The organism is Enterobacter cloacae complex sp. SHL018 (assembly GCF_049237905.1).
GTDB lineage: Bacteria > Pseudomonadota > Gammaproteobacteria > Enterobacterales > Enterobacteriaceae > Enterobacter > Enterobacter hormaechei_C.
The window spans coordinates 12,999-36,399 of record NZ_JBMKJE010000003.1 but is presented as its reverse complement, the minus strand read 5'-3'; the positions used below and the strand labels follow the sequence as shown (position 1 = coordinate 36,399).

General features: G+C 53.8%; 19 protein-coding genes. 17 read left to right on the top strand and 2 right to left on the bottom strand.

Features of this window, described 5'->3' with window-relative positions:
- Positions 1–7: 7 nt before the first annotated feature.
- Complete coding sequence (gene glnD / locus ACOTY5_RS13370; protein ID WP_023295946.1) at positions 8–2,683, bottom strand: bifunctional uridylyltransferase/uridylyl-removing protein GlnD; 2,676 nt, start codon at positions 2,681–2,683, stop codon at positions 8–10.
- 62 nt (positions 2,684–2,745) lie between these two features.
- A complete protein-coding gene (map, locus tag ACOTY5_RS13365; RefSeq protein ID WP_015572721.1) occupies positions 2,746–3,540 on the bottom strand; it encodes a type I methionyl aminopeptidase in 795 nt (264 codons plus the stop codon).
- Between the two features lie 321 nt (positions 3,541–3,861).
- Between map and rpsB the strand changes: the two genes are divergently transcribed.
- The 17 genes from rpsB to accA all read left to right on the top strand — a co-directional run bounded on the left by rpsB (position 3,862) and on the right by accA (position 23,308).
- A complete protein-coding gene (rpsB, locus tag ACOTY5_RS13360; RefSeq protein WP_003856207.1) occupies positions 3,862–4,587 on the top strand; it encodes a 30S ribosomal protein S2 in 726 nt (241 codons plus the stop codon).
- A 117-nt stretch (positions 4,588–4,704) separates the two neighbouring features.
- Positions 4,705–5,556 carry a translation elongation factor Ts gene (gene tsf, locus ACOTY5_RS13355; RefSeq protein ID WP_015572722.1) on the top strand — a complete coding sequence of 284 codons (852 nt, stop codon included), beginning with the start codon at positions 4,705–4,707 and terminating at the stop codon, positions 5,554–5,556.
- 149 nt (positions 5,557–5,705) lie between these two features.
- Positions 5,706–6,431 carry a UMP kinase gene (gene pyrH, locus ACOTY5_RS13350; protein ID WP_002889306.1) on the top strand — a complete coding sequence of 242 codons (726 nt, stop codon included), beginning with the start codon at positions 5,706–5,708 and terminating at the stop codon, positions 6,429–6,431.
- Between the two features lie 167 nt (positions 6,432–6,598).
- On the top strand, positions 6,599–7,156 hold the full coding sequence (frr, locus tag ACOTY5_RS13345) for a ribosome recycling factor (RefSeq protein ID WP_017383739.1): 558 nt from the start codon (positions 6,599–6,601) through the stop codon (positions 7,154–7,156).
- 92 nt (positions 7,157–7,248) lie between these two features.
- Positions 7,249–8,448 carry a 1-deoxy-D-xylulose-5-phosphate reductoisomerase gene (gene ispC / locus ACOTY5_RS13340; protein ID WP_023315432.1) on the top strand — a complete coding sequence of 400 codons (1,200 nt, stop codon included), beginning with the start codon at positions 7,249–7,251 and terminating at the stop codon, positions 8,446–8,448.
- 185 nt (positions 8,449–8,633) lie between these two features.
- Positions 8,634–9,392, top strand: a complete 759-nt coding sequence (ispU, locus tag ACOTY5_RS13335; RefSeq protein ID WP_003856176.1) for a (2E,6E)-farnesyl-diphosphate-specific ditrans,polycis-undecaprenyl-diphosphate synthase — start codon at positions 8,634–8,636, stop codon at positions 9,390–9,392.
- Positions 9,393–9,404: 12 nt separating this feature from the next.
- On the top strand, positions 9,405–10,262 hold the full coding sequence (gene cdsA / locus ACOTY5_RS13330) for a phosphatidate cytidylyltransferase (protein WP_234978856.1): 858 nt from the start codon (positions 9,405–9,407) through the stop codon (positions 10,260–10,262).
- Positions 10,263–10,273: 11 nt separating this feature from the next.
- Positions 10,274–11,626 carry a sigma E protease regulator RseP gene (rseP, locus tag ACOTY5_RS13325; protein ID WP_023303108.1) on the top strand — a complete coding sequence of 451 codons (1,353 nt, stop codon included), beginning with the start codon at positions 10,274–10,276 and terminating at the stop codon, positions 11,624–11,626.
- A gap of 31 nt (positions 11,627–11,657) precedes the next feature.
- Positions 11,658–14,075: an outer membrane protein assembly factor BamA gene (gene bamA, locus ACOTY5_RS13320; RefSeq protein ID WP_003856172.1), complete on the top strand. Its 2,418-nt coding sequence runs from the start codon at positions 11,658–11,660 to the stop codon at positions 14,073–14,075.
- 123 nt (positions 14,076–14,198) lie between these two features.
- Positions 14,199–14,693 (top strand): molecular chaperone Skp, encoded by a 495-nt coding sequence (skp, locus tag ACOTY5_RS13315; RefSeq protein WP_006810039.1) that lies wholly within the window; start codon positions 14,199–14,201, stop codon positions 14,691–14,693.
- Positions 14,694–14,696: 3 nt separating this feature from the next.
- Positions 14,697–15,722 carry a UDP-3-O-(3-hydroxymyristoyl)glucosamine N-acyltransferase gene (gene lpxD, locus ACOTY5_RS13310; RefSeq protein WP_015572726.1) on the top strand — a complete coding sequence of 342 codons (1,026 nt, stop codon included), beginning with the start codon at positions 14,697–14,699 and terminating at the stop codon, positions 15,720–15,722.
- Positions 15,723–15,826: 104 nt separating this feature from the next.
- Positions 15,827–16,282, top strand: coding sequence for a 3-hydroxyacyl-ACP dehydratase FabZ (gene fabZ, locus ACOTY5_RS13305; RefSeq protein ID WP_003856165.1), 456 nt, complete (start codon positions 15,827–15,829; stop codon positions 16,280–16,282).
- Between the two features lie 3 nt (positions 16,283–16,285).
- Positions 16,286–17,074: an acyl-ACP--UDP-N-acetylglucosamine O-acyltransferase gene (gene lpxA / locus ACOTY5_RS13300; protein ID WP_045142231.1), complete on the top strand. Its 789-nt coding sequence runs from the start codon at positions 16,286–16,288 to the stop codon at positions 17,072–17,074.
- The gene (gene lpxB / locus ACOTY5_RS13295) at positions 17,074–18,222 is read left to right on the top strand and encodes a lipid-A-disaccharide synthase (protein ID WP_003856161.1); all 1,149 of its coding nucleotides are present in this window, start codon (positions 17,074–17,076) and stop codon (positions 18,220–18,222) included. The genes lpxA and lpxB overlap by 1 nt, the downstream gene beginning before the upstream one ends.
- Positions 18,219–18,815 carry a ribonuclease HII gene (rnhB, locus tag ACOTY5_RS13290; protein WP_015572727.1) on the top strand — a complete coding sequence of 199 codons (597 nt, stop codon included), beginning with the start codon at positions 18,219–18,221 and terminating at the stop codon, positions 18,813–18,815. The genes lpxB and rnhB overlap by 4 nt, the downstream gene beginning before the upstream one ends.
- A gap of 38 nt (positions 18,816–18,853) precedes the next feature.
- Positions 18,854–22,336, top strand: a complete 3,483-nt coding sequence (gene dnaE / locus ACOTY5_RS13285; protein WP_017694479.1) for a DNA polymerase III subunit alpha — start codon at positions 18,854–18,856, stop codon at positions 22,334–22,336.
- 12 nt (positions 22,337–22,348) lie between these two features.
- Positions 22,349–23,308, top strand: coding sequence for an acetyl-CoA carboxylase carboxyl transferase subunit alpha (gene accA / locus ACOTY5_RS13280; RefSeq protein ID WP_045142234.1), 960 nt, complete (start codon positions 22,349–22,351; stop codon positions 23,306–23,308).
- The last annotated feature ends 93 nt before the right edge of the window (positions 23,309–23,401 follow it).

Sequence of the window (23,401 nt, the reverse complement as noted above, 5' to 3'; positions counted from 1 at the left end):
AAACACGTCACCCTTTATCGTTTGGATTGAGGGCTGCTGTCAACCGTTGTTGCACTTCAAGTTGCAGGTCATTATTAAGGGCACGCCGGTCGGCCGTCGCGATTATAAATAAATCTTCTACTCGTTCGCCAATGGTTGTAATTCGGGCGCCGTGAAGCGAAATTCCCAGATCGGCAAAAACCTGGCCGACGCGGGCGAGGAGCCCTGGCTGGTCGAGCGCAATCAGCTCAAGGAACGATTTACGGTCGGTATGGGTCGGCAGGAAATTGACCTCGGTATCGACGGTAAAGTGGCGCAGTTTTGCCGCCTGACGACGCGGCTGCGGAGGTTGCCAGCTGCGCTGCGTAATCGCCTGCTCGAGGCCAAAGCGTATCCCCTCATGCCTGTCCGACGACAGCGGGCTGCCGTCCGGCTCCAGCACAATAAAGGTGTCCATCGCCATGCCGTCGCGGGTGGTAAAAATCTGCGCGTCGTGCACGCTCAGGTTACGCCTGTCCAGCTCGGCACAGACCGCTGCAAACAAATAAGGCCGGTCCGGACTCCAGATGAAAATTTCCGTCCCGCCGCGCGTGGCCTGCGGGCTGAGCAGAATCATCGGTTTTGTCAGGTCGTGCTTCAGCAGATGCCGGGCGTGCCAGGCAAGCTGGTTTGGGCTGTGGCGCACAAAGTAGTTGGCGCGACAGCGCGCCCAAATCTGATGCAGCGCCTCTTCGTTGATGTTATCCATGCGCAGCAGGGCCAGCGCCTGCAACTGATGGTGGCGCACACGCTCGCGCATGTCGGGGGTGTTCTGCATCCCGCGACGCAGCTGTTTTTCGGTGGCGAAGTAGAGTTCGCGCAGCAGGCTCTGCTTCCAGCTGTTCCACAGGGTTTCGTTGGTGGCGCAGATATCGGCTACCGTCAGGCAGACCAGGTAGCGCAGGCGGTTCTCCGTTTGCACTTCCTCGGCGAACTGCTTGATCACTTCCGGATCCTGAATATCACGACGCTGAGCGGTAACTGACATCAGCAGATGATGGCGAACCAGCCAGGCGATAAGCTGCGTTTCACGCGAGTTCAGGCCGTGCAGCTCGGCAAATTTCAGCACGTCCTGCGCACCGAGTACGGAGTGGTCGCCGCCGCGACCTTTGGCGATATCATGGAACAGGGCGGCGATCAGGATCAGCTCCGGGTGCGCCAGACGTGGCCACAAATCAACGCACAGCGGATGGCGGGATCGCGTCTCTTCTTTAGCGAAGCTTTCCAGCTTCAGCATGACGCGGATTGTGTGCTCATCTACCGTATAGGCGTGAAACAGGTCGAACTGCATCTGCCCGACAATATGCGACCACTGGGGCATATAGGCCCACAATACGCTGTGACGGTGCATCGGCAGCAGACCGCGGCTGACGGCGCCCGGATGACGAAGCATGCTCAGGAACAGCGAGCGCGCCTCCGGGATGTAACACAGCGGCTGCTTCAGATGGCGTCGTGCATGGCGTAGATGACGCAGGGTGGTGGAGTAGATCCCGGTGATCGTGCTGTTGCGCACCATGGTGTAGAACATTCGCAGGATCGCTTCCGGTTCGCGAATGAACAACGTTTCGTCGCGTAGATCGATAAGCGTGCCGCGCAGTTGAAATTCGTCATCAATCGGACGCGGTTTTTCGTCTGCCGTCAGCGCGAGGATCGCCTCATCGAACAGCTGTAACAGCATCTGGTTCAGCTCAGAGACGCGGCGGGTGACGCGGAAGAAATCCTTCATCATTTGCTCGACCGGCTCGTTGCCCTCGCCCTGGTAATTCAGGCGCTGCGCCACGCTGAGCTGTCGGTCAAACAGCAGGCGGTTATCGTAGCGGGTGACTTCCAGGTGCAGGGCAAAACGGATGCGCCACAGCAGATGCAGACATTCATTGAGTTCGTTACGTTCGGCTTCGGTCAGAAAACCAAACCCGACCATTTCGTCCAGCGATGTTGCTCCAAAATGTCGACGGGCGACCCATTGCAGCGTGTGGATATCGCGCAGGCCACCGGGGCTGCTTTTAATATCCGGTTCGAGATTATAGCTGGTACCGTGATAGCGCTGGTGGCGCTGGTTTTGTTCTTCGACTTTCGCGGCGAAGAATTTTTCCGAAGGCCAGAAGCCGTCGCTAAAGATGTGCTTTTGCAGTTCGAGGAACAGCGCAACGTCGCCAATCAGCAGGCGGGTTTCAATCAGGTTGGTGGCGACGGTCAGGTCAGATAACCCTTCCAGCAGACACTCTTCCAGCGTGCGTACGCTGTGGCCCACTTCCAGCTTTACGTCCCAGAGCAGGGTCAACAGTTCACCGATTTTCTGCGCCCGATCGTCCGGCAGTTTTTTACGGCTTAAGATCAGCAGGTCGATATCAGAGAGTGGATGCAGTTCACCCCGGCCATAGCCGCCGACCGCAACCAGCGCGACGTCGCTCACCTGTCCGAAACCGTAGTCGATCCACAGACGTTGCAGGAGCTGGTCGATAAATTCGGTGCGCGCTTCAATGAGCTGTTCGGCCGAAATGCCTGCGTCAAATGCGTTACCCAGCCAGCGATGGAAAACCTCCATGTGGGCTTTGATATGCGCGCAGGTCAGCTCATGCGGTGGCCAGACGCCCGGGTTATCAGGCTGGTCGGGGAGGGTGGGAAGTGCTGTATTAGCATACTGTTCGGGTAAGAGATTACTCATCGTGCGCCACCCATAAGAAAAAGCTATCGCCATTAAAAAAGCCGGCATTCGCCGGCTTCTTATCACTCAATGTTCGTCAGTATCGCCGGGATGGTGTCATCCTTGCGCAACGTCATAATTTCGCAGCCGTTGTCTGTAACCACAATAGTATGCTCGTACTGGGCAGACAAGCTTCTGTCTTTGGTTTTTACCGTCCAGCCATCTTTCATGGTACGGATGCGGTAATCACCCGCGTTGACCATTGGTTCGATAGTGAAGGTCATGCCCTTTTGCAGCACTACGCCGCCGTCGTCTGCATCGTAGTGCAGAACCTGCGGTTCTTCATGGAACACACGACCAATACCGTGACCGCAATATTCGCGCACCACGGAGAAACCTTCCGCTTCCACAAATTTCTGGATTGCGGCGCCGATGGTGCGCAGGCGGATGCCCGGCTTCACCATTTTCAGCGCCAGGTAGAGGCTCTCTTGCGTCACTTTGCACAGACGCTCGCCCAGAATCGTTGGCTTGCCAACGATGAACATCTTAGAAGTGTCGCCGTGGTACTCGTCTTTAATCACGGTCACGTCGATGTTGACGATGTCGCCATCTTTCAGCAGCTTCTCGTCATCCGGAATGCCGTGGCAAACCACTTCATTAATAGAGATGCAGACGGATTTCGGGAAACCGTGATAGCCAAGGCAGGCGGAGACCGCGTGCTGCTCGTTGACGATATAGTCGTTACAGATGCGATCCAGTTCGCCAGTGCTGACGCCCGGTTTCACAAACGGCTCGATCATTTCCAGCACGTCCGCGGCCAGACGACCGGCGACGCGCATCTTTTCAATTTCTTCAGGTGTCTTAATAGAGATAGCCATGTAATCTGTCCATCGGTGTCGATTTTTTCGACAATACTAGTGTAAGTGTTGTCAATGGTATCAGTCAGGCGCACCCCGTGCCAAATTGAGAATCATTAACAGCACACTCCGCCAACAATTATTGGTTTCTGGCCGTGTTTTGTGATATAAAGCGCGCCGGACTTCCGATCCATCTCAGATACACAGGCTGGACGGGAGCGACAAATCTCACTTTGTGTAACAACACACACGTATCGGCACATATTCCGGGGTGCCCTTCGGGGTCGGTAATATGGGATACGTGGAGGCATAACCCCAACTTTCAATATAGAGGTTTTAAACATGGCAACTGTTTCCATGCGCGACATGCTCAAGGCTGGTGTTCACTTCGGTCACCAGACCCGTTACTGGAACCCGAAAATGAAGCCTTTCATCTTCGGCGCACGTAACAAAGTTCACATCATCAACCTTGAGAAGACTGTACCAATGTTCAACGAAGCCCTGGCTGAGCTGAACAAGATCTCTTCCCGTAAAGGTAAGATTCTGTTCGTTGGTACTAAGCGCGCTGCAAGCGAAGCTGTGAAAGATGCTGCTAACAGCTGCGACCAGTTCTTCGTGAACCATCGCTGGTTGGGCGGCATGCTGACCAACTGGAAAACTGTTCGTCAGTCCATCAAGCGCCTGAAAGATCTGGAAACCCAGTCTCAGGACGGTACTTTCGATAAGCTGACTAAGAAAGAAGCGCTGATGCGTACTCGTGAACTGGACAAGCTGGAAAACAGCCTGGGCGGTATCAAAGATATGGGCGGCCTGCCAGACGCGCTGTTCGTAATCGATGCAGACCACGAGCACATCGCAATCAAAGAAGCTAACAACCTGGGTATCCCGGTATTCGCTATCGTTGATACCAACTCCGATCCGGACGGTGTTGACTTCGTTATCCCGGGTAACGACGACGCAATCCGTGCTGTTAGCCTGTACCTGAGCGCTGTAGCTGCTACCGTTCGTGAAGGCCGTTCCCAGGATCTGGCTTCTCAGGCGGAAGAAAGCTTCGTAGAAGCTGAATAATAAGGTTTTACCCCTTATTAGTACCGTGTATGAATAGGGGCCCATTATCGGCCCCTTTTTTCAATTTATACTGTTTGGCTCCCGGCCGGGCAGTTCACATCTCCCGAGGATTTAAGAATGGCTGAAATTACCGCATCCCTGGTAAAAGAGCTGCGTGAGCGTACTGGCGCAGGCATGATGGATTGCAAAAAAGCGCTGACCGAAGCGAACGGCGACATCGAGCTGGCAATCGAAAACATGCGTAAATCCGGTGCGATCAAAGCAGCTAAGAAAGCAGGCAACGTTGCTGCTGACGGCGTGATCATCACCAAAATCGACGGCAACTACGGCATCATTCTGGAAGTTAACTGCCAGACTGACTTCGTTGCTAAAGATGCTGGTTTCCAGGCATTTGCTAACAAAGTTCTGGACGCAGCGGTTGCAGGCAAAATCACTGACGTTGAAGTTCTGAAAGCACAGTTCGAAGAAGAGCGTGTAGCGCTGGTTGCTAAAATCGGTGAGAACATCAACATCCGTCGCGTTTCTTCCCTGGAAGGCGATGTTCTGGGCTCTTACCAGCACGGCGCGCGTATCGGTGTTCTGGTTGCGGCTAAAGGCGCTGACGAAGAGCTGGTTAAACAGCTGGCAATGCACATCGCTGCAAGCAAACCAGAATTCGTTAAGCCAGAAGACGTGTCTGCTGAAGTGGTAGAGAAAGAGTACCAGGTTCAGCTGGACATCGCGATGCAGTCTGGTAAGCCAAAAGAAATCGCAGAGAAAATGGTTGAAGGCCGCATGAAGAAATTCACCGGCGAAGTTTCTCTGACTGGCCAGCCTTTCGTAATGGATCCAAGCAAGTCTGTTGCTCAGCTGCTGAAAGAGCACAACGCTGATGTAACTGGCTTCATCCGCTTCGAAGTGGGCGAAGGCATCGAGAAAGTTGAGACTGACTTCGCAGCAGAAGTTGCTGCAATGTCCAAGCAGTCTTAATGATTGAAAAGGAGCCGCCTGAGGGCGGCTTCTTTTTGTCACCCGTCTCACGAAATCAGACAGGCTCCAGTATCGCTGTGCTGATTTGCGACATATCATGTCGCCAGAATTAACCCCATCTTAATCGTTGACAGTCTCAGGAAAGAAACATGGCTACCAATGCAAAACCCGTGTACAAACGCATTCTGCTTAAGCTGAGTGGCGAAGCGCTGCAAGGATCGGAAGGCTTCGGTATTGACGCAAGCATCCTTGATCGCATGGCACAGGAAATCAAAGAACTGGTCGAACTGGGTATTCAGGTTGGCGTGGTCATTGGCGGTGGCAACCTTTTCCGTGGTGCTGGTCTGGCGAAAGCGGGGATGAACCGCGTAGTGGGCGACCACATGGGTATGCTGGCAACCGTGATGAATGGCCTGGCGATGCGTGATGCGCTTCATCGCGCCTATGTGAACGCTCGCCTGATGTCCGCTATTCCTTTGAATGGCGTATGCGATAACTACAGCTGGGCAGAGGCCATCAGCCTGCTGCGCAACAACCGCGTGGTGATCCTCTCCGCCGGTACGGGTAACCCGTTCTTTACCACCGATTCCGCAGCCTGCCTGCGCGGTATCGAAATCGAAGCCGATGTGGTGCTGAAAGCGACCAAAGTAGATGGCGTGTTTACTGCCGACCCGGCAAAAGATCCTTCAGCGACCATGTACGATCAGCTGACCTACAGCGAAGTGCTGGAAAAAGAGCTGAAAGTGATGGATCTTGCCGCCTTTACGCTGGCTCGTGACCACAAACTACCGATCCGTGTCTTCAACATGAACAAGCCTGGCGCGCTGCGTCGCGTTGTTATGGGCGAAAAAGAAGGCACTTTGATCACGGAATAATTTCCGTCGGCGATAAATACAGGTAAGATTCCGCTTTATTTCGACGTGGTATCTTACCCGGGCGCGCCTTTGGCGTTGTCATGAATTAAACGCGACTATACTTAGCACACCTGTAGCGCTGTGCTGGCGGATAGTCTGCCTGAGACAAGTTTTCAAGGATCCGTAACGTGATTAACGACATCAGAAAAGATGCTGAAGTACGCATGGAAAAATGCGTAGAAGCGTTCAAAAACCAAATCAGCAAAATCCGTACTGGCCGTGCTTCCCCAAGCCTGCTGGATGGCATCATCGTAGAATATTACGGTACGCCAACGCCTCTGCGTCAGCTGGCGAGCGTGACGGTAGAAGATACCCGTACCCTGAAAATCAACGTGTTCGACCGCTCAATGAGCCCGGCCGTTGAAAAAGCAATCATGGCATCTGACCTGGGTCTGAACCCAAGCTCAGCCGGCGCGGATATTCGCGTTCCACTGCCTCCGCTGACGGAAGAGCGTCGTAAAGACCTGATCAAAGTAGTTCGTGGTGAAGCTGAGCAGGGTCGTGTTTCCGTACGTAACGTGCGTCGCGATGCGAACGATAAAGTGAAAGCCCTGCTGAAAGAAAAAGAGATCAGCGAAGACGACGATCGTCGTTCTCAGGACGACATTCAGAAAATGACCGACGCGGCCATCAAGAAAATTGATGCGGCGCTGGCAGAAAAAGAAGCGGAACTGATGCAGTTCTGATTTTCGCTGTACACTGATAAACGCCGTTCAGAAGGACATTGAGTCTTGCTGGCGGCGTTTTGCTTTTATCTGGTCTAACTTTTGGGCATCTCATGAAGCATCTCACTCTCCTCGGCTCGACCGGCTCTATCGGTTGCAGCACTCTCGACGTTGTACGTCATAATCCTGACAGCTACACCGTGGCCGCGCTTGTGGCCGGAAAAAACGTGCAGCGAATGGTCGAACAGTGCCTGGAGTTTACCCCCCGTTTTGCGGTGATGGATGACGAAGAGAGCGCCCGCCAGGTGAAAGCGCTGTTGCAGGAGAAGGGCTGCCGTACCGAGGTACTCAGCGGGCAACAGGCGGCGTGCGATATGGCCGCGCTTGATGAAGTTGATCAGGTCATGGCGGCAATCGTCGGGGCGGCGGGTCTTCTGCCGACGCTTGCCGCTATTGATGCGGGTAAAGATGTCCTGCTTGCGAACAAAGAGTCGCTCGTCACCTGCGGACGCCTCTTTATGGAAGCGGTAAAACAGCGTGGGGCGCGTCTTTTGCCGGTCGATAGCGAACACAACGCGATTTTTCAGAGTTTACCTCAACCTTTTCAACAAAACCTGGGGTACGCTGACCTGGAGCAGAATGGCGTTGTGTCGATTCTGCTTACCGGGTCTGGTGGCCCGTTCCGTGAAACGCCGCTGTCTGAATTGAGCGCAATGACGCCGGATCAGGCGTGCCGTCATCCGAACTGGTCAATGGGGCGTAAGATCTCCGTCGATTCGGCCACCATGATGAACAAAGGTCTGGAATACATTGAAGCTCGCTGGCTGTTCAATGCGTCGGCGAAACAGATGGAAGTGCTGATCCACCCGCAGTCGGTGATTCACTCGATGGTGCGCTATCAGGACGGCAGCGTGCTGGCCCAACTGGGCGAACCGGATATGCGTACGCCAATTGCTCATACAATGGCGTGGCCAAACCGCGTAAAATCGGGCGTTAAGCCTCTCGATTTTTGTAAGCTGAGTTCACTGACGTTTAGCGAGCCTGATTATGACCGTTATCCCTGTCTGAAACTGGCGATGACGGCCTTCGATCAGGGGCAGGCGGCGACAACGGCGCTTAATGCAGCCAATGAAGTGACCGTTGAAGCATTCCTGAATCAGCAGATCCGCTTTACTGATATCGCCGCGTTGAATTTATCCGTGCTGGAGATGATGGATTTGCGTGAGCCGCAGAGCGTGGAAGAGGTGCTGGCCGTGGATGAACAGGCACGCATTGTTGCGCGTAAACAGGTGACACGTCTCGCAAGCTGGTGATAAAGCAAGCACTAGTCGTCGTGCTATTTGTTAGCGTTGGGCTTCAGTGATATAGTCTGCGCCACCTGATCGCAGGTATTTGGCTTTAAGTGGTCAGGTAAGCCGTGGTTTGACACGGCTTTTTTATGTATAGGCTTCAGTATTCCTGTGTACCGTTAAATCCTTTCAGGGACTAAAAACGCGTTATGTTGTCTGCGAATCAACCAATAAGCGAAAACTTGCCAGCACATGGCTGTCGCCATGTTGCAATCATCATGGATGGCAATGGCCGCTGGGCGAAAAGACAAGGGAAGATACGAGCCTTTGGGCATAAAGCTGGGGCGAAATCTGTTCGCCGCGCCGTCTCTTTTGCCGCCAATAACGGCATTGATGCGTTAACGCTCTATGCTTTTAGCAGTGAGAACTGGAATCGACCTGCGCAGGAAGTGACTGCGTTGATGGAACTGTTCGTGTGGGCGCTCGATAGTGAAGTAAAAAGCCTGCACCGCCACAACGTCCGCTTGCGTATTATTGGCGAAACCAGTCGTTTTAACTCACGTTTGCAGGAACGGATTCGCAAAGCAGAAGCGCTGACGGAAAATAATACCGGCCTGACGCTCAATATCGCGGCGAATTACGGCGGACGCTGGGATATTATCCAGGGGGTTCGGCATTTGGCTGAGCAGGTTCAGGAAGGGCTGTTAAGACCCGACCAGATTGATGAAGAGGCGCTGAGTCAGCAAATCTGCATGAATGAACTGGCACCCGTGGATTTGGTTATAAGGACAGGGGGGGAACATCGCATAAGTAACTTTTTGCTGTGGCAAATTGCCTACGCCGAACTTTACTTTACGGATGTTCTTTGGCCAGATTTTGATGAACAAGACTTTGAAGGTGCGCTGCATGCCTTTGCCAATCGAGAGCGTCGTTTCGGCGGCACCGAGCCTGGTGGCGATAACGCCTGATGGGGGTAGCTTTTGCTGAAGTATCGCCTGATTTCCGCTTTTGTATTAATACCCGTCGTCATCGCAGCGCTGTTTTTACTGCCTCCGGTGGGATTCGCTATTGTTACGCTGGTGGTGTGTATGCTCGCCGCGTGGGAATGGGGGCAGCTTAGCGGCTTTACCTCGCGCACTCAGCGGGTATGGCTGGCGGTACTCTGTGGTTTTTTACTGGCCCTGATGCTGTATACCTTGCCTGAATATCATCATGATGTTCACCAGCCGCTGGTTGCCGGATCCTTATGGATATCGCTGGCTTGGTGGATTGCTGCGCTTGTTTTAGTGCTTTTCTATCCGGGCTCTGCGGCGATCTGGCGTAACTCTAAAGTGTTGCGCCTTATTTTTGGTCTGCTCACGATTGTTCCGTTTTTCTGGGGTATGGTTGCGTTGCGCGCCTGGCACTATGACGAAAACCACTACAGCGGCGCGATATGGCTGCTTTATGTGATGATTCTCGTCTGGGGGGCTGACTCCGGGGCCTATATGTTTGGTAAACTGTTCGGTAAACATAAACTGGCGCCAAAGGTTTCTCCGGGTAAAACCTGGCAAGGCTTCATCGGCGGCCTGTTTACGGCAGCGATTATCTCCTGGGGCTATGGCGTCTGGGCGAATCTTGAGGTTGCCTCCTCCACGCTGCTGGTATGTTCGATTTTCGCGGCGCTGGCATCGGTGCTGGGTGATTTAACCGAGAGTATGTTTAAGCGTGAAGCAGGGATTAAGGACAGTGGTCACCTGATTCCAGGACATGGCGGAATACTGGATCGCATTGACAGCCTTACCGCGGCTGTTCCCGTATTTGCTTGCCTGCTTTTACTGGTGTTTGGGACGATATAACGGAAGGTTTTATGCTGAGCATTCTCTGGAATCTGGCGGCGTTCATTGTTGCACTGGGTGTACTGATTACCGTGCATGAATTTGGCCATTTCTGGGTTGCCCGGCGCTGTGGTGTGCGGGTGGAGCGATTCTCGATTGGCTTTGGCAAATCGCTCTGGAAGCGCACCGATAAGCATGGCACCGAGTTTGTCATTGCTCTGATTCCCCTGGGCGGCTATGTCAAAATGCTCGACGAACGCGTTGAGCCTGTCGCCCCGGAACTTCGCCATAGCGCGTTTAACAATAAAACTGTTGGACAACGTGCTGCCATCATCGCTGCCGGCCCGGTAGCCAATTTCATCTTCGCTATCTTCGCTTACTGGCTGGTGTTTATCATCGGCGTGCCTGGCGTGCGCCCGGTCGTGGGCGAAATCACTACGGGTTCTATTGCGGCAACGGCGCAAATTACACCGGGAATGGAACTTAAAGCGATTGATGGTATCGAAACCCCTGATTGGGATGCCGTGAGGTTACAACTGGTTGCCAAAATTGGTGATGAGCAGACAACCGTCAGCGTATCGCCATTTGGTTCCGACCAGCGGCAGGAAAAAGTGCTGGATTTACGCCACTGGCGCTTTGAGCCAGACAAAGAGGACCCTGTCGCCGCACTCGGGATTCGACCGCGCGGCGCGCAGATCGAGCCGGTATTAGCCGAAGTACAGGCCAAATCGGCAGCGAGTAAAGCAGGTTTACAAGCGGGTGACAGGATCGTTAAAGTCGATGGTCAGCCATTAACACAATGGATGACCTTTGTTACTCTGGTGCGCGATAATCCAGGCAAGCCGCTCGCGCTGGAAGTTGAAAGGCAGGGGAGTTCGCTCTCACTGACTCTCACCCCGGATACCAAATCGGGCGGCGGTAAGGCGGAAGGGTTTGCAGGCGTTGTGCCGAAAGTGATCCCACTGCCAGATGAGTACAAGACAATACGCCAGTATGGGCCGTTTAGCGCCATCGTTGAGGCCACGGATAAAACATGGCAGCTGATGAAGCTTACGGTCAACATGTTGGGGAAATTGATAACCGGTGATGTGAAACTGAACAACCTCAGTGGGCCAATTTCGATTGCTCAGGGGGCTGGGATGTCAGCGGAGTTCGGGGTGATTTACTATCTCATGTTCCTTGCGCTGATTAGCGTGAACCTGGGGATAATCAACCTGTTCCCGCTTCCCGTATTAGATGGGGGCCATCTGCTGTTTTTAGCGATTGAAAAGCTAAAAGGCGGACCGGTATCCGAGCGAGTTCAAGACTTTAGTTATCGCATTGGCTCGATTTTGCTGGTGCTGTTAATGGGGCTTGCACTTTTCAATGATTTCTCTCGGTTGTAAGAGAGTTAGTTAGGAAGAACGCATAATAACGATGGCGATGAAAAAGTTGCTCATAGCGTCGCTGCTGTTTAGCAGCGCGACCGTATACGGTGCTGACGGGTTCGTAGTGAAAGATATTCATTTCGAAGGCCTTCAGCGTGTCGCCGTTGGTGCGGCCCTCCTCAGTATGCCTGTGCGCCCCGGCGATACGGTTAATGATGAAGATATCAGTAACACCATCCGTGCTCTGTTTGCCACTGGCAACTTTGAGGACGTCCGCGTCCTGCGCGATGGTGATACGCTGGTGGTTCAGGTAAAAGAACGTCCAACGATTGCCAGCATCACTTTCTCCGGTAACAAATCGGTGAAAGACGACATGCTCAAGCAGAACCTTGAGGCATCGGGTGTTCGTGTGGGGGAATCTCTGGACCGCACAACCCTTGCAGACATTGAAAAAGGTCTGGAAGATTTCTACTACAGCGTCGGTAAATACAGCGCGAGCGTTAAAGCGGTTGTTACACCGCTGCCACGTAACCGTGTTGACCTGAAACTGGTCTTTCAGGAAGGTGTTTCTGCGAAGATCCAGCAGATCAACATCGTGGGTAACCACGCGTTCAGCACCGACGAACTGATCTCCAACTTCCAGCTGCGTGACGAAGTGCCGTGGTGGAACGTGGTAGGCGATCGTAAATACCAGAAACAGAAACTGGCGGGTGACCTTGAAACCCTGCGCAGCTACTATCTGGATCGCGGTTACGCCCGTTTCAACATCGATTCAACTCAGGTGAGTCTGACTCCGGACAAGAAAGGTATCTACATTACCGTTAACATCACAGAAGGCGATAAGTACACGCTTTCGGGTGTTGAAGTCAGCGGCAACCTGGCAGGACATTCAGCTGAAATTGAATCTCTGACCAAAATTCAGCCGGGCGATCTGTACAGCGGATCTAAAGTCACCAAAATGGAAGACAGCATTAAGAAGCTGCTCGGCCGTTATGGTTATGCGTATCCGCGTGTGCAAACGCAGCCGGAAATTAACGACACGGATAAAACCGTTAAGCTGCACGTTAACGTTGATGCGGGCAACCGCTTCTACGTGCGTAAGATCCGCTTCGAAGGTAACGATACCTCTAAAGACTCCGTTCTGCGCCGTGAAATGCGCCAGATGGAAGGGGCATGGCTGGGAAGCGATCTGGTAGATCAGGGTAAAGAGCGTCTGAACCGTCTGGGCTACTTCGAAACGGTCGATACCGATACTCAGCGTGTACCAGGTCGTCCGGATCAGGTTGATGTTGTTTATAAAGTTAAAGAACGTAATACCGGTAGCTTCAACTTCGGTATTGGTTACGGTACTGAAAGTGGCGTGAGCTTCCAGGTCGGTGTTCAGCAGGATAACTGGCTGGGTACGGGCTACTCTGTCGGTATCAACGGGACGAAAAACGACTACCAGACTTACTCTGAGTTCTCCGTTACCAACCCATACTTCACCGTTGACGGTGTAAGCCTGGGCGGTCGTATCTTCTATAACGACTTTAAAGCGGACGATGCGGACCTCTCCTCGTATACCAACAAGAGTTACGGTCTGGATGGTACGCTTGGCTTCCCGGTTAACGAATACAACACCTTGCGCGCAGGTTTAGGGTACGTGCATAACGACCTGTCCAACATGCAACCGCAGGTGGCGATGTGGCGTTACCTGGACTCCATCGGTCAGTCGGCGAGTACGTCCAGCGATGACAACGGTTTCGCCGCGGATGACTTCACCTTCAACTACGGTTGGACCTACAACCGTCTTGACCGTGGCTACTTCCCGACGGAAGGTTCACGCGTCAACCTGAACGGTAAAGTGACTATCCCGGGCTCGGATAACGAGTTCTACAAGGTCACGCTGGATACGGCGTCCTACTTCCCAATTGATGAAGATCACAAGTGGGTTGTTCTGGGTCGTACCCGTTGGGGTTATGGTGACGGTATTGGAAGCAAAGAACTGCCGTTCTATGAAAACTTCTACGCCGGCGGTTCAAGCACCGTGCGTGGCTTCCAGTCCAATAACATTGGTCCGAAAGCGGTTTATTACGGCGGTAATGACGAAGATAACTGCGCAAGCCGTGATCCTAAGCAAGTATGTAGCTCTGATGACGCAGTAGGTGGTAACGCTATGGCCGTGGCGAGCCTCGAGTTCATCACGCCTACGCCGTTTATCAGTGATAAGTATGCGAACTCCGTGCGTACCTCCTTCTTTATGGATGCAGGTACGGTGTGGGACACCAACTGGGAGAACACCGCCCAGATGCGTGCGGCGGGGGTTCCGGACTACAGCGATCCGAGCAACATTCGCATGTCCGCAGGTATCGCATTACAATGGATGTCACCGCTGGGGCCGTTGGTCTTCTCTTACGCCCAGCCGTTTAAGAAATACGATGGAGACAAAGCGGAGCAGTTCCAGTTTAACATTGGTAAAACTTGGTAATAATCCGCTGCAATGGAATGCGTTGGCAGTGTAGCGCTGACAACCGGCGATCGGTAACACGGTCGCCTTGCCACGCAAAGAACGGTACCCCTCGGGTGCCAATGGGATGGTAAGGAGTTAATTGTGAAAAAGTGGTTATTAGCTGCAGGTCTCGGTTTAGCGATGGCAACTTCTGCTCAGGCAGCGGATAAAATTGCAATCGTCAACATGGGTAATTTGTTCCAGCAGGTTGCACAGAAAACCGGTGTTTCTGCAACGCTGGAAAACGAATTCAAAGGCCGTGCGAGCGAACTGCAACGTATGGAAGGTGATCTTCAGTCCAAGATGCAGCGTCTTCAGCGTGATGGTTCTACCATGAAAGCGAGCGAGCGCAGCAAACTGGAAAAAGACGTCATGTCTCAGCGCCAGACCTTCTCTCAGAAAGCACAGGCTTTCGAGCAGGATCGTCAGCGTCGTTCTAACGAAGAGCGTGGCAAACTGGTGACGCGTATTCAGTCTGCCGTTAAAGCAGTAGCAGCCGATCAGAGCATCGATCTGGTTGTTGATGCGAACGCCGTTGCATTCAACAGCAGCGATGTTAAAGACATCACCGCTGATGTTCTGAAACAGGTTAAATAAGTAATGCCTTCAATTCGACTGGCTGATTTAGCTCAGCAGTTGGATGCAGAATTACACGGTGATGGCGATATCGTCATCACCGCTGTTGCGTCCATGCAATCTGCTAAAGCAGGCACTATTACCTTCATGGTAAGCCCTAAGTACCGTGAACACCTGGCCCAGTGCCAGGCGTCTGCCGTTGTGCTGACGCAGGACGATCTTCCGTTTGCCACTAGCGCTGCACTGGTAGTGAAAAATCCCTACCTGACCTATGCGCGCATGGCCCAAATTCTTGATACCACGCCGCAGCCGGCACAGAACATTGCAGCCAGTGCTGCGATTGATCCGACGGCTCAGCTGGGTAACAACGTATCAGTCGGCGCAAACGCCGTTATCGAATCCGGCGTTGTTTTGGGTGATAACGTGGTGATTGGCCCTGGCTGCTTTGTTGGAAAAAATACGAAAATTGGCGCAGGGTCTCGTCTGTGGGCCAATGTCTCTGTCTACCATGAGGTTGAGATTGGCGAGAATTGTCTCGTACAGTCCAGCACGGTGATTGGTTCTGACGGATTTGGTTACGCCAACGATCGGGGTAACTGGGTTAAGATCCCTCAGCTGGGTCGCGTGATTATCGGCGATCGTGTGGAGATCGGCGCTTGTACAACTATCGACCGCGGTGCGCTTGACGACACCATTATTGGTAACGGTGTTATCATAGACAACCAGTGCCAGATTGCACATAACGTTGTGATTGGCGACAATACCGCAGTTGCGGGTGGTGTTATCATGGCAGGCAGCCTGAAAATTGGCCGTTACTGCATGATTGGCGGTGCCAGCGTGATCAATGGCCATATGGAAATATGCGACAAAGTCACGGTGACGGGGATGGGTATGGTGATGCGTCCAATCACTGAGCCTGGCGTTTATTCCTCAGGTATTCCGCTGCAACCGAACAAGGTCTGGCGTAAAACAGCTGCACTGGTGATGAATATTGATGATATGAGCAAGCGACTCAAAGCGATTGAGCGCAAAATCGATCAACAAGACTAAGCGTTCATCCGTTTAACGCTAAATTTCCCGGCCTGTCGGCTTTGTTTATAAACCGGCAGGCCGTGTTATTATTGCTACTTAGTACATTTGACAGGAAGAGTATTTTGACTACTGACACTCATACTCTGCATATTGAAGAGATTTTAGAACTTCTGCCGCACCGCTATCCGTTTTTACTGGTAGACCGTGTGCTGGATTTTGAAGAAGGTCGTTTTCTGCGCGCAGTGAAAAATGTCTCCGTTAACGAGCCGTTCTTCCAGGGGCACTTCCCTGGTAAGCCTATCTTCCCGGGTGTATTGATCCTGGAAGCGATGGCACAGGCTACCGGTATTCTGGCGTTTAAAAGCGTAGGTAAACTGGAACCGGGTGAACTCTATTACTTCGCGGGTATCGATGAAGCGCGCTTCAAGCGTCCGGTCGTGCCTGGTGATCAAATGATCATGGAAGTCACTTTTGAAAAAACGCGTCGCGGCCTGACTCGCTTCAAAGGCGTAGCTATGGTTGACGGCAAAGTTGTTTGCGAAGCGACAATGATGTGTGCGCGTAGCCGGGAGGCCTGATACGTGATTGATAAATCCGCCTTTATTCATCCTACCGCCATTGTGGAAACGGGTGCCATCATTGGTGCCAACGTCCACATTGGCCCGTTTTGTATTGTTGGACCCCATGTCGAAATTGGTGAGGGTACAGTACTGAAATCTCACGTTGTCGTGAATGGTCATACCACCATTGGCTGCAACAATGAGGTCTATCAGTTCGCCTCCATCGGCGAAGTTAACCAGGATCTCAAGTATGCTGGCGAACCGACCCGCGTGGAAATCGGCGATCGTAACCGCATTCGCGAAAGCGTCACCATTCATCGTGGTACAACGCAAGGCGGTGGATTGACGAAGGTGGGCAGCGACAACCTGTTTATGGTTAATGCGCATATTGCGCACGACTGTACCGTGGGTAGCCGCTGTATTCTCGCCAACAACGCAACGCTGGCGGGACACGTATCGGTTGATGATTTCGCCATTATTGGCGGCATGACCGCAGTCCATCAGTTCTGCATCATTGGTGCACACGTGATGGTCGGCGGATGCTCCGGTGTGGCGCAGGACGTCCCACCGTTTGTGATTGCGCAGGGCAACCATGCCACGCCGTTTGGCGTGAACATCGAAGGTCTCAAGCGTCGTGGTTTTAGTCGCGAAGCGATTACTGCGATCCGCAACGCGTACAAACTGCTGTACCGTAGCGGTAAAACGCTGGAAGAGGCTAAGCCGGAAATTGCCGAGCTGGCGAATAAGCACCCTGAAGTGAAAACGTTCATGGAATTCTTTGAACGTTCAACCCGTGGTCTGATTCGTTAATGGTCGACAGTCGTCCGCTTACCATCGCCCTGGTCGCCGGAGAAACCTCCGGCGATATTCTTGGTGCAGGTCTTATCCGCGCGCTTAAAGCCCGTGTACCCAATGCTCGCTTTGTGGGCGTGGCTGGGCCGCTGATGCAGGCCGAAGGCTGTGAAGCCTGGTATGAAATGGAAGAGCTGGCTGTGATGGGCATCGTCGAGGTGTTGGGGCGCTTGCGTCGCCTGCTGCATATTCGCGCCGACCTTACCCGCCGCTTTACCGACCTCAAGCCCGATGTTTTTGTCGGCATTGATGCGCCTGATTTCAATATTACCCTTGAAGGGAACCTGAAAAAGCAGGGGATCAAAACTATCCATTACGTCAGTCCGTCCGTGTGGGCGTGGCGACAGAAACGCGTTTTCAAAATCGGACGATCCACTAATCTGGTGCTGGCTTTTCTGCCTTTCGAAAAAGCGTTTTACGACAGATTTAATGTCCCGTGCCGTTTTATCGGTCATACCATGGCGGATGCCATGCCGCTGGATCCGGATAAAAACGCGGCGCGTGACGAACTGGGCATCCCGCATGATGTGCACTGTCTGGCGCTGCTGCCAGGGAGCCGGGGTGCGGAAGTTGAAATGCTCAGTGCCGATTTCCTGAAAACGGCGCAAATTCTTCGCAAGACTTATCCCGATCTTGAAGTGGTCGTGCCGCTGGTGAATGCCAAACGCCGCGAGCAGTTTGAGCGTATCAAAGCCGACGTCGCCCCGGATCTTCACGTCCGCCTGCTGGACGGGAAAGGGCGGCAAGCCATGTTTGCGAGCGATGCCGCACTACTGGCTTCCGGCACGGCTGCGCTGGAGTGTATGCTGGCAAAATGCCCAATGGTGGTCGGTTATCGCATGAAGCCGTTTACCTTCTGGCTGGCAAAACGTCTGGTAAAAACAGATTACGTATCCCTGCCAAACCTGCTTGCGGGTCGCGAACTGGTGAAAGAGCTCTTGCAGGATGAATGCCAGCCGCAGGCACTGGCTGATGCATTACTGCCGCTGCTGGCCAACGGTAAAACCAGCCACCAGATGCATGATACCTTCCGTGAACTGCATCAACTGATCCGCTGTAATGCTGATGAGCAGGCGGCCGATGCGGTGCTGGAGTTAGCACAATGATGGAATTTATTTATCCCCATACCCACCTCGTTGCAGGTGTGGATGAAGTCGGTCGTGGCCCGTTAGTGGGTGCCGTTGTGACCGCGGCGGTGATCCTCGATCCAGCCCGCCCGATCGTTGGCCTGAACGACTCGAAAAAACTGAGTGAAAAGCGTCGCCTGGCGCTGTTCGATGAAATTAAAGAAAAGGCACTGGCCTGGAGTCTCGGGCGCGCAGAGCCGGATGAGATCGACGATCTGAACATTCTGCACGCCACCATGCTGGCGATGCAGCGTGCCGTTGCTGGCCTGAAGATTGTGCCTGAGTATGTGCTGATCGACGGTAACCGTTGCCCGGCGCTGCCGATGCCTTCCATGGCTGTTGTTAAAGGCGATAGCCGCGTCGCAGAAATCAGTGCGGCGTCAATCATTGCCAAAGTGACGCGCGATGCCGAAATGGCCGCGCTGGACCTCACTTATCCCGCGTATGGTTTCGCCCAGCACAAGGGATATCCAACGGCTTTCCATCTGGAAAAGCTGGCTGAACATGGCGCAACTGAACATCATCGGCGCAGCTTTGGCCCGGTGAAACGCGCGCTGGGACTGGTGTCCTGAATCAAGACGCAAGCAATTAAGTAACGCGGGATTTGAAGATGGCTGAACCACGTTTCGTACACCTGCGGGTGCATAGCGACTACTCCATGATCGATGGGCTGGCAAAGACCGGGCCGCTGGTAAAAAAGGCGGCCTCGCTTGGCATGCCTGCGCTGGCGATCACCGATTTTACCAACCTGTGTGGCCTGGTGAAGTTCTACGGAACGGCGCATGGCGCAGGATTAAAGCCCATCGTCGGCGCGGATTTTCATGTGCAGAGCGACCTGCTCGGCGATGAGATGACGCAGATTTCCGTGTTAGCCATGAATAACACGGGTTATCAGAACCTCACTCTGCTGATCTCAAAAGCCTACCAACGCGGTTACGGCGCACTGGGTCCATGGATTGACCGCGACTGGCTGGCGGAGCTGAACGAAGGTTTGCTGCTGATCTCCGGTGGCCGTATGGGAGATGTCGGCAAATGTCTGCTACGCGGTAATAACGCGCTGGTGGATCAGTGCGTCTCGTTCTACGAAGAGTATTTCCCGGATCGTTATTACCTGGAGCTGATCCGTACCGGGCGTGCGGATGAAGAGAGCTACCTGCATGCGGCCGTCGCCCTGGCGGAAGCGCGTGGCCTGCCTGTGGTGGCCACCAACGATGTGCGCTTCCTTGAGGCGGGTGATTTTGACGCGCATGAAATTCGCGTCGCCATCCACGACGGCTTCACCCTCGACGATCCGAAACGTCCGCGCAACTACTCATCGCAGCAGTACATGCGCAGCGAAGAGGAGATGTGTGAGCTCTTCTCGGACATCCCGGAAGCGCTGGAAAACAGCGTAGAGATTGCCAAGCGCTGTAACGTCACCGTGCGTCTCGGCGAATACTTCCTGCCGCAGTTCCCGACGGGAGACATGACCACCGAAGATTTCCTGGTCATGAAATCGAAAGAGGGTCTGGAAGAGCGTCTGGAATTCCTCTTCCCGGATGAAGCGGTCCGTAAAGAGAAACGTCCTGAATATGACGAGCGCCTGGATATTGAACTCCAGGTGATCAACCAGATGGGGTTCCCAGGCTACTTCCTGATCGTGATGGAGTTCATCCAGTGGTCGAAGGATAACGGCGTACCGGTAGGTCCGGGCCGTGGTTCTGGTGCCGGCTCGCTGGTGGCGTATGCCCTGAAAATTACCGATCTCGATCCGCTGGAATTTGACCTGCTGTTCGAACGTTTCCTCAACCCGGAACGTGTCTCCATGCCCGACTTTGACGTCGACTTCTGCATGGAAAAACGCGACCAGGTGATTGAGCACGTGGCCGATATGTACGGTCGTGATGCGGTTTCGCAGATCATCACCTTCGGTACGATGGCCGCGAAAGCGGTTATCCGCGATGTGGGCCGCGTTCTGGGCCACCCGTACGGTTTTGTCGATCGTATCTCTAAGCTGGTGCCGCCCGATCCGGGCATGACTCTGGCGAAAGCCTTTGAAGCTGAACCTCAGCTGCCGGAAATCTACGAAGCCGACGAAGAGGTGAAAGCGCTGATCGACATGGCGCGCAAGCTGGAAGGCGTCACGCGTAACGCCGGTAAGCATGCGGGGGGCGTGGTTATCGCCCCGACCAAAATCACCGACTTTGCGCCGCTGTACTGCGACGAAGCGGGCCAGCATCCGGTCACCCAGTTCGACAAGAACGACGTGGAATACGCCGGGCTGGTGAAGTTTGACTTCCTCGGCCTGCGTACGCTGACCATCATCAACTGGGCGCTGGAGATGATCAACGCCCGTCGCGAGAAGAACGGCGAACCGCCGCTGGATATCGCGGCTATCCCGCTTGATGACAAGAAAAGTTTCGACATGCTGCAACGCTCGGAGACGACAGCCGTCTTCCAGCTTGAATCCCGCGGCATGAAAGATTTGATTAAGCGTCTGCAACCAGACTGCTTCGAAGATATGATCGCGCTGGTGGCCCTGTTCCGTCCGGGGCCGTTGCAGTCGGGGATGGTAGATAACTTTATCGACCGTAAACACGGGCGCGAAGAGATTTCCTACCCGGACGTGCAGTGGCAGCATGAAAGCCTGAAACCGGTACTGGAGCCAACCTATGGCATCATCCTGTATCAGGAACAGGTCATGCAGATCGCCCAGGTGCTTTCTGGTTATACCCTTGGCGGCGCAGACATGCTGCGTCGTGCGATGGGTAAGAAAAAGCCGGAAGAGATGGCCAAGCAACGTTCCATCTTTGAGGATGGGGCGAAGAAAAACGGCGTCGATGGCGAACTGGCGATGAAAATCTTCGACCTGGTGGAGAAATTCGCCGGGTACGGATTTAACAAATCCCACTCCGCCGCCTATGCTTTGGTTTCGTATCAAACGCTGTGGCTGAAGGCTCACTATCCCGCTGAGTTTATGGCGGCGGTAATGACCGCCGATATGGACAACACCGAGAAGGTGGTTGGCCTGGTGGACGAGTGCTGGCGCATGGGGCTGAAGATCCTGCCGCCGGATATTAACTCTGGCCTGTACCATTTCCACGTTAACGATGACGGGGAAATCGTCTATGGGATCGGCGCGATCAAGGGCGTAGGTGAGGGGCCGATCGAGGCGATCATCGAAGCGCGTAACAACGGCGGCTATTTCCGCGAGCTGTTCGATCTGTGCGCCCGCACCGATACCAAAAAACTGAACCGCCGCGTGCTGGAAAAACTGATCATGTCCGGCGCGTTTGATCGGCTGGGGCCACACCGCGCCGCGCTGATGAACTCGCTCGGCGATGCGCTGAAAGCAGCCGATCAGCACGCGAAAGCGGAAGCCATTGGCCAGGCAGATATGTTCGGCGTGCTGGCGGAAGAGCCAGAGCAGATTGAGCAGTCTTATTCCAACTGCCAGCCCTGGCCAGAACAGGTGGTGCTGGATGGGGAGCGGGAAACGTTAGGCCTGTACCTGACGGGGCACCCGATCAACCAGTATCTGAAAGAAATTGAGCGCTATGTCGGCGGCCACAGGCTTAAAGACATGCATCCGACAGAACGTGGTAAAATCACCACGGCTGCGGGGCTCGTGATTGCTGCAAGGGTAATGGTCACCAAGCGCGGCAATCGTATCGGCATCTGTACCCTGGATGACCGTTCCGGGCGTCTGGAGGTGATGTTGTTCACCGACGCGCTGGATAAATACCAGCAATTGCTGGAAAAAGACCGCATACTTATCGTCAGCGGACAGGTCAGCTTTGATGACTTCAGCGGGGGGCTTAAAATGACCGCCCGCGAAGTGATGGACATTGACGAAGCCCGGGAAAAATATGCTCGCGGGCTTGCTATCTCGCTGACGGACAGGCAAATTGATGACCAGCTTTTAAACCGACTCCGTCAGTCTCTGGAACCCCACCGCTCGGGGACCATTCCAGTACATCTCTACTATCAGAGGGCGGATGCACGTGCGCGGTTGCGCTTTGGTGCAACGTGGCGTGTCTCTCCGAGCGATCGTTTACTGAACGATCTCCGTGGCCTCATTGGTTCGGAGCAGGTGGAACTGGAGTTTGACTAATACAGGAATACTATGAGTCTGAATTTCCTTGATTTCGAACAGCCGATTGCAGAGCTGGAAGCGAAAATCGATTCTCTGACAGCCGTGAGCCGTCAGGATGAAAAACTGGATATTAACATCGACGAAGAAGTGCATCGTCTGCGCGAAAAAAGCGTAGAACTGACGCGCAAAATCTTTGCCGATCTCGGCGCATGGCAGATCGCCCAGCTGGCGCGTCATCCACAGCGTCCGTACACCCTGGATTATGTCCGCCTGGCGTTTGACGAATTTGACGAACTGGCAGGCGACCGCGCATACGCTGACGATAAAGCTATCGTCGGCGGTATCGCGCGTCTGGATGGACGTCCGGTGATGATTATTGGTCATCAGAAAGGCCGTGAAACCAAAGAGAAAATCCGTCGTAACTTCGGTATGCCAGCGCCAGAAGGCTACCGTAAGGCCCTGCGTCTGATGGAGATGGCTGAGCGTTTCAATATGCCTATCATCACCTTCATCGACACGCCGGGGGCTTACCCGGGTGTTGGCGCTGAAGAACGCGGTCAGTCTGAAGCCATCGCACGCAACCTGCGTGAGATGTCTCGCCTGAAAGTGCCGGTCATCTGTACCGTTATCGGTGAAGGTGGGTCCGGCGGTGCGCTGGCAATTGGCGTGGGCGATAAAGTGAATATGCTACAGTACAGTACCTATTCCGTTATCTCTCCGGAAGGCTGTGCCTCCATTCTGTGGAAAAGTGCCGATAAAGCGCCGCTGGCTGCTGAAGCGATGGGCATCATTGCCCCACGTCTGAAAGAGCTGAAGCTGATCGACACCGTTATCCCTGAACCGCTGGGCGGCGCGCATCGTAAGCCGGAAGTGATGGCTGCTTCCCTGAAAGCGCAGCTGCTGGCAGATCTGGCGGACCTGGACTTGCTGAGCACAGAAGATCTGCTCAACCGTCGTTATCAGCGTCTGATGACCTACGGTTACGCGTAAGCCTCACAATTATCCTAAAAGCCGCACATTGTTGCGGCTTTTTTTATACCTGCCGTTTACCTTAACTATGCTTATCTGATGTTTTTCAAGGAG

Excerpts from the sequence above, each read along its gene's own strand:
- dnaE (WP_017694479.1), top strand. The coding sequence starts at position 18,854 with ATGGCTGAACCACGTTTCGTACACCTGCGGGTGCATAGCGACTACTCC.
- lpxD (WP_015572726.1), top strand. The coding sequence starts at position 14,697 with ATGCCTTCAATTCGACTGGCTGATTTAGCTCAGCAGTTGGATGCAGAA.
- bamA (WP_003856172.1), top strand. The coding sequence starts at position 11,658 with ATGGCGATGAAAAAGTTGCTCATAGCGTCGCTGCTGTTTAGCAGCGCG.
- pyrH (WP_002889306.1), top strand. The coding sequence starts at position 5,706 with ATGGCTACCAATGCAAAACCCGTGTACAAACGCATTCTGCTTAAGCTG.
- accA (WP_045142234.1), top strand. The coding sequence starts at position 22,349 with ATGAGTCTGAATTTCCTTGATTTCGAACAGCCGATTGCAGAGCTGGAA.
- lpxB (WP_003856161.1), top strand. The coding sequence starts at position 17,074 with ATGGTCGACAGTCGTCCGCTTACCATCGCCCTGGTCGCCGGAGAAACC.
- ispU (WP_003856176.1), top strand. The coding sequence starts at position 8,634 with ATGTTGTCTGCGAATCAACCAATAAGCGAAAACTTGCCAGCACATGGC.
- tsf (WP_015572722.1), top strand. The coding sequence starts at position 4,705 with ATGGCTGAAATTACCGCATCCCTGGTAAAAGAGCTGCGTGAGCGTACT.
- rnhB (WP_015572727.1), top strand. The coding sequence starts at position 18,219 with ATGATGGAATTTATTTATCCCCATACCCACCTCGTTGCAGGTGTGGAT.
- rpsB (WP_003856207.1), top strand. The coding sequence starts at position 3,862 with ATGGCAACTGTTTCCATGCGCGACATGCTCAAGGCTGGTGTTCACTTC.
- glnD (WP_023295946.1), bottom strand. The coding sequence starts at position 2,683 with ATGAGTAATCTCTTACCCGAACAGTATGCTAATACAGCACTTCCCACC.
- ispC (WP_023315432.1), top strand. The coding sequence starts at position 7,249 with ATGAAGCATCTCACTCTCCTCGGCTCGACCGGCTCTATCGGTTGCAGC.
- rseP (WP_023303108.1), top strand. The coding sequence starts at position 10,274 with ATGCTGAGCATTCTCTGGAATCTGGCGGCGTTCATTGTTGCACTGGGT.
- map (WP_015572721.1), bottom strand. The coding sequence starts at position 3,540 with ATGGCTATCTCTATTAAGACACCTGAAGAAATTGAAAAGATGCGCGTC.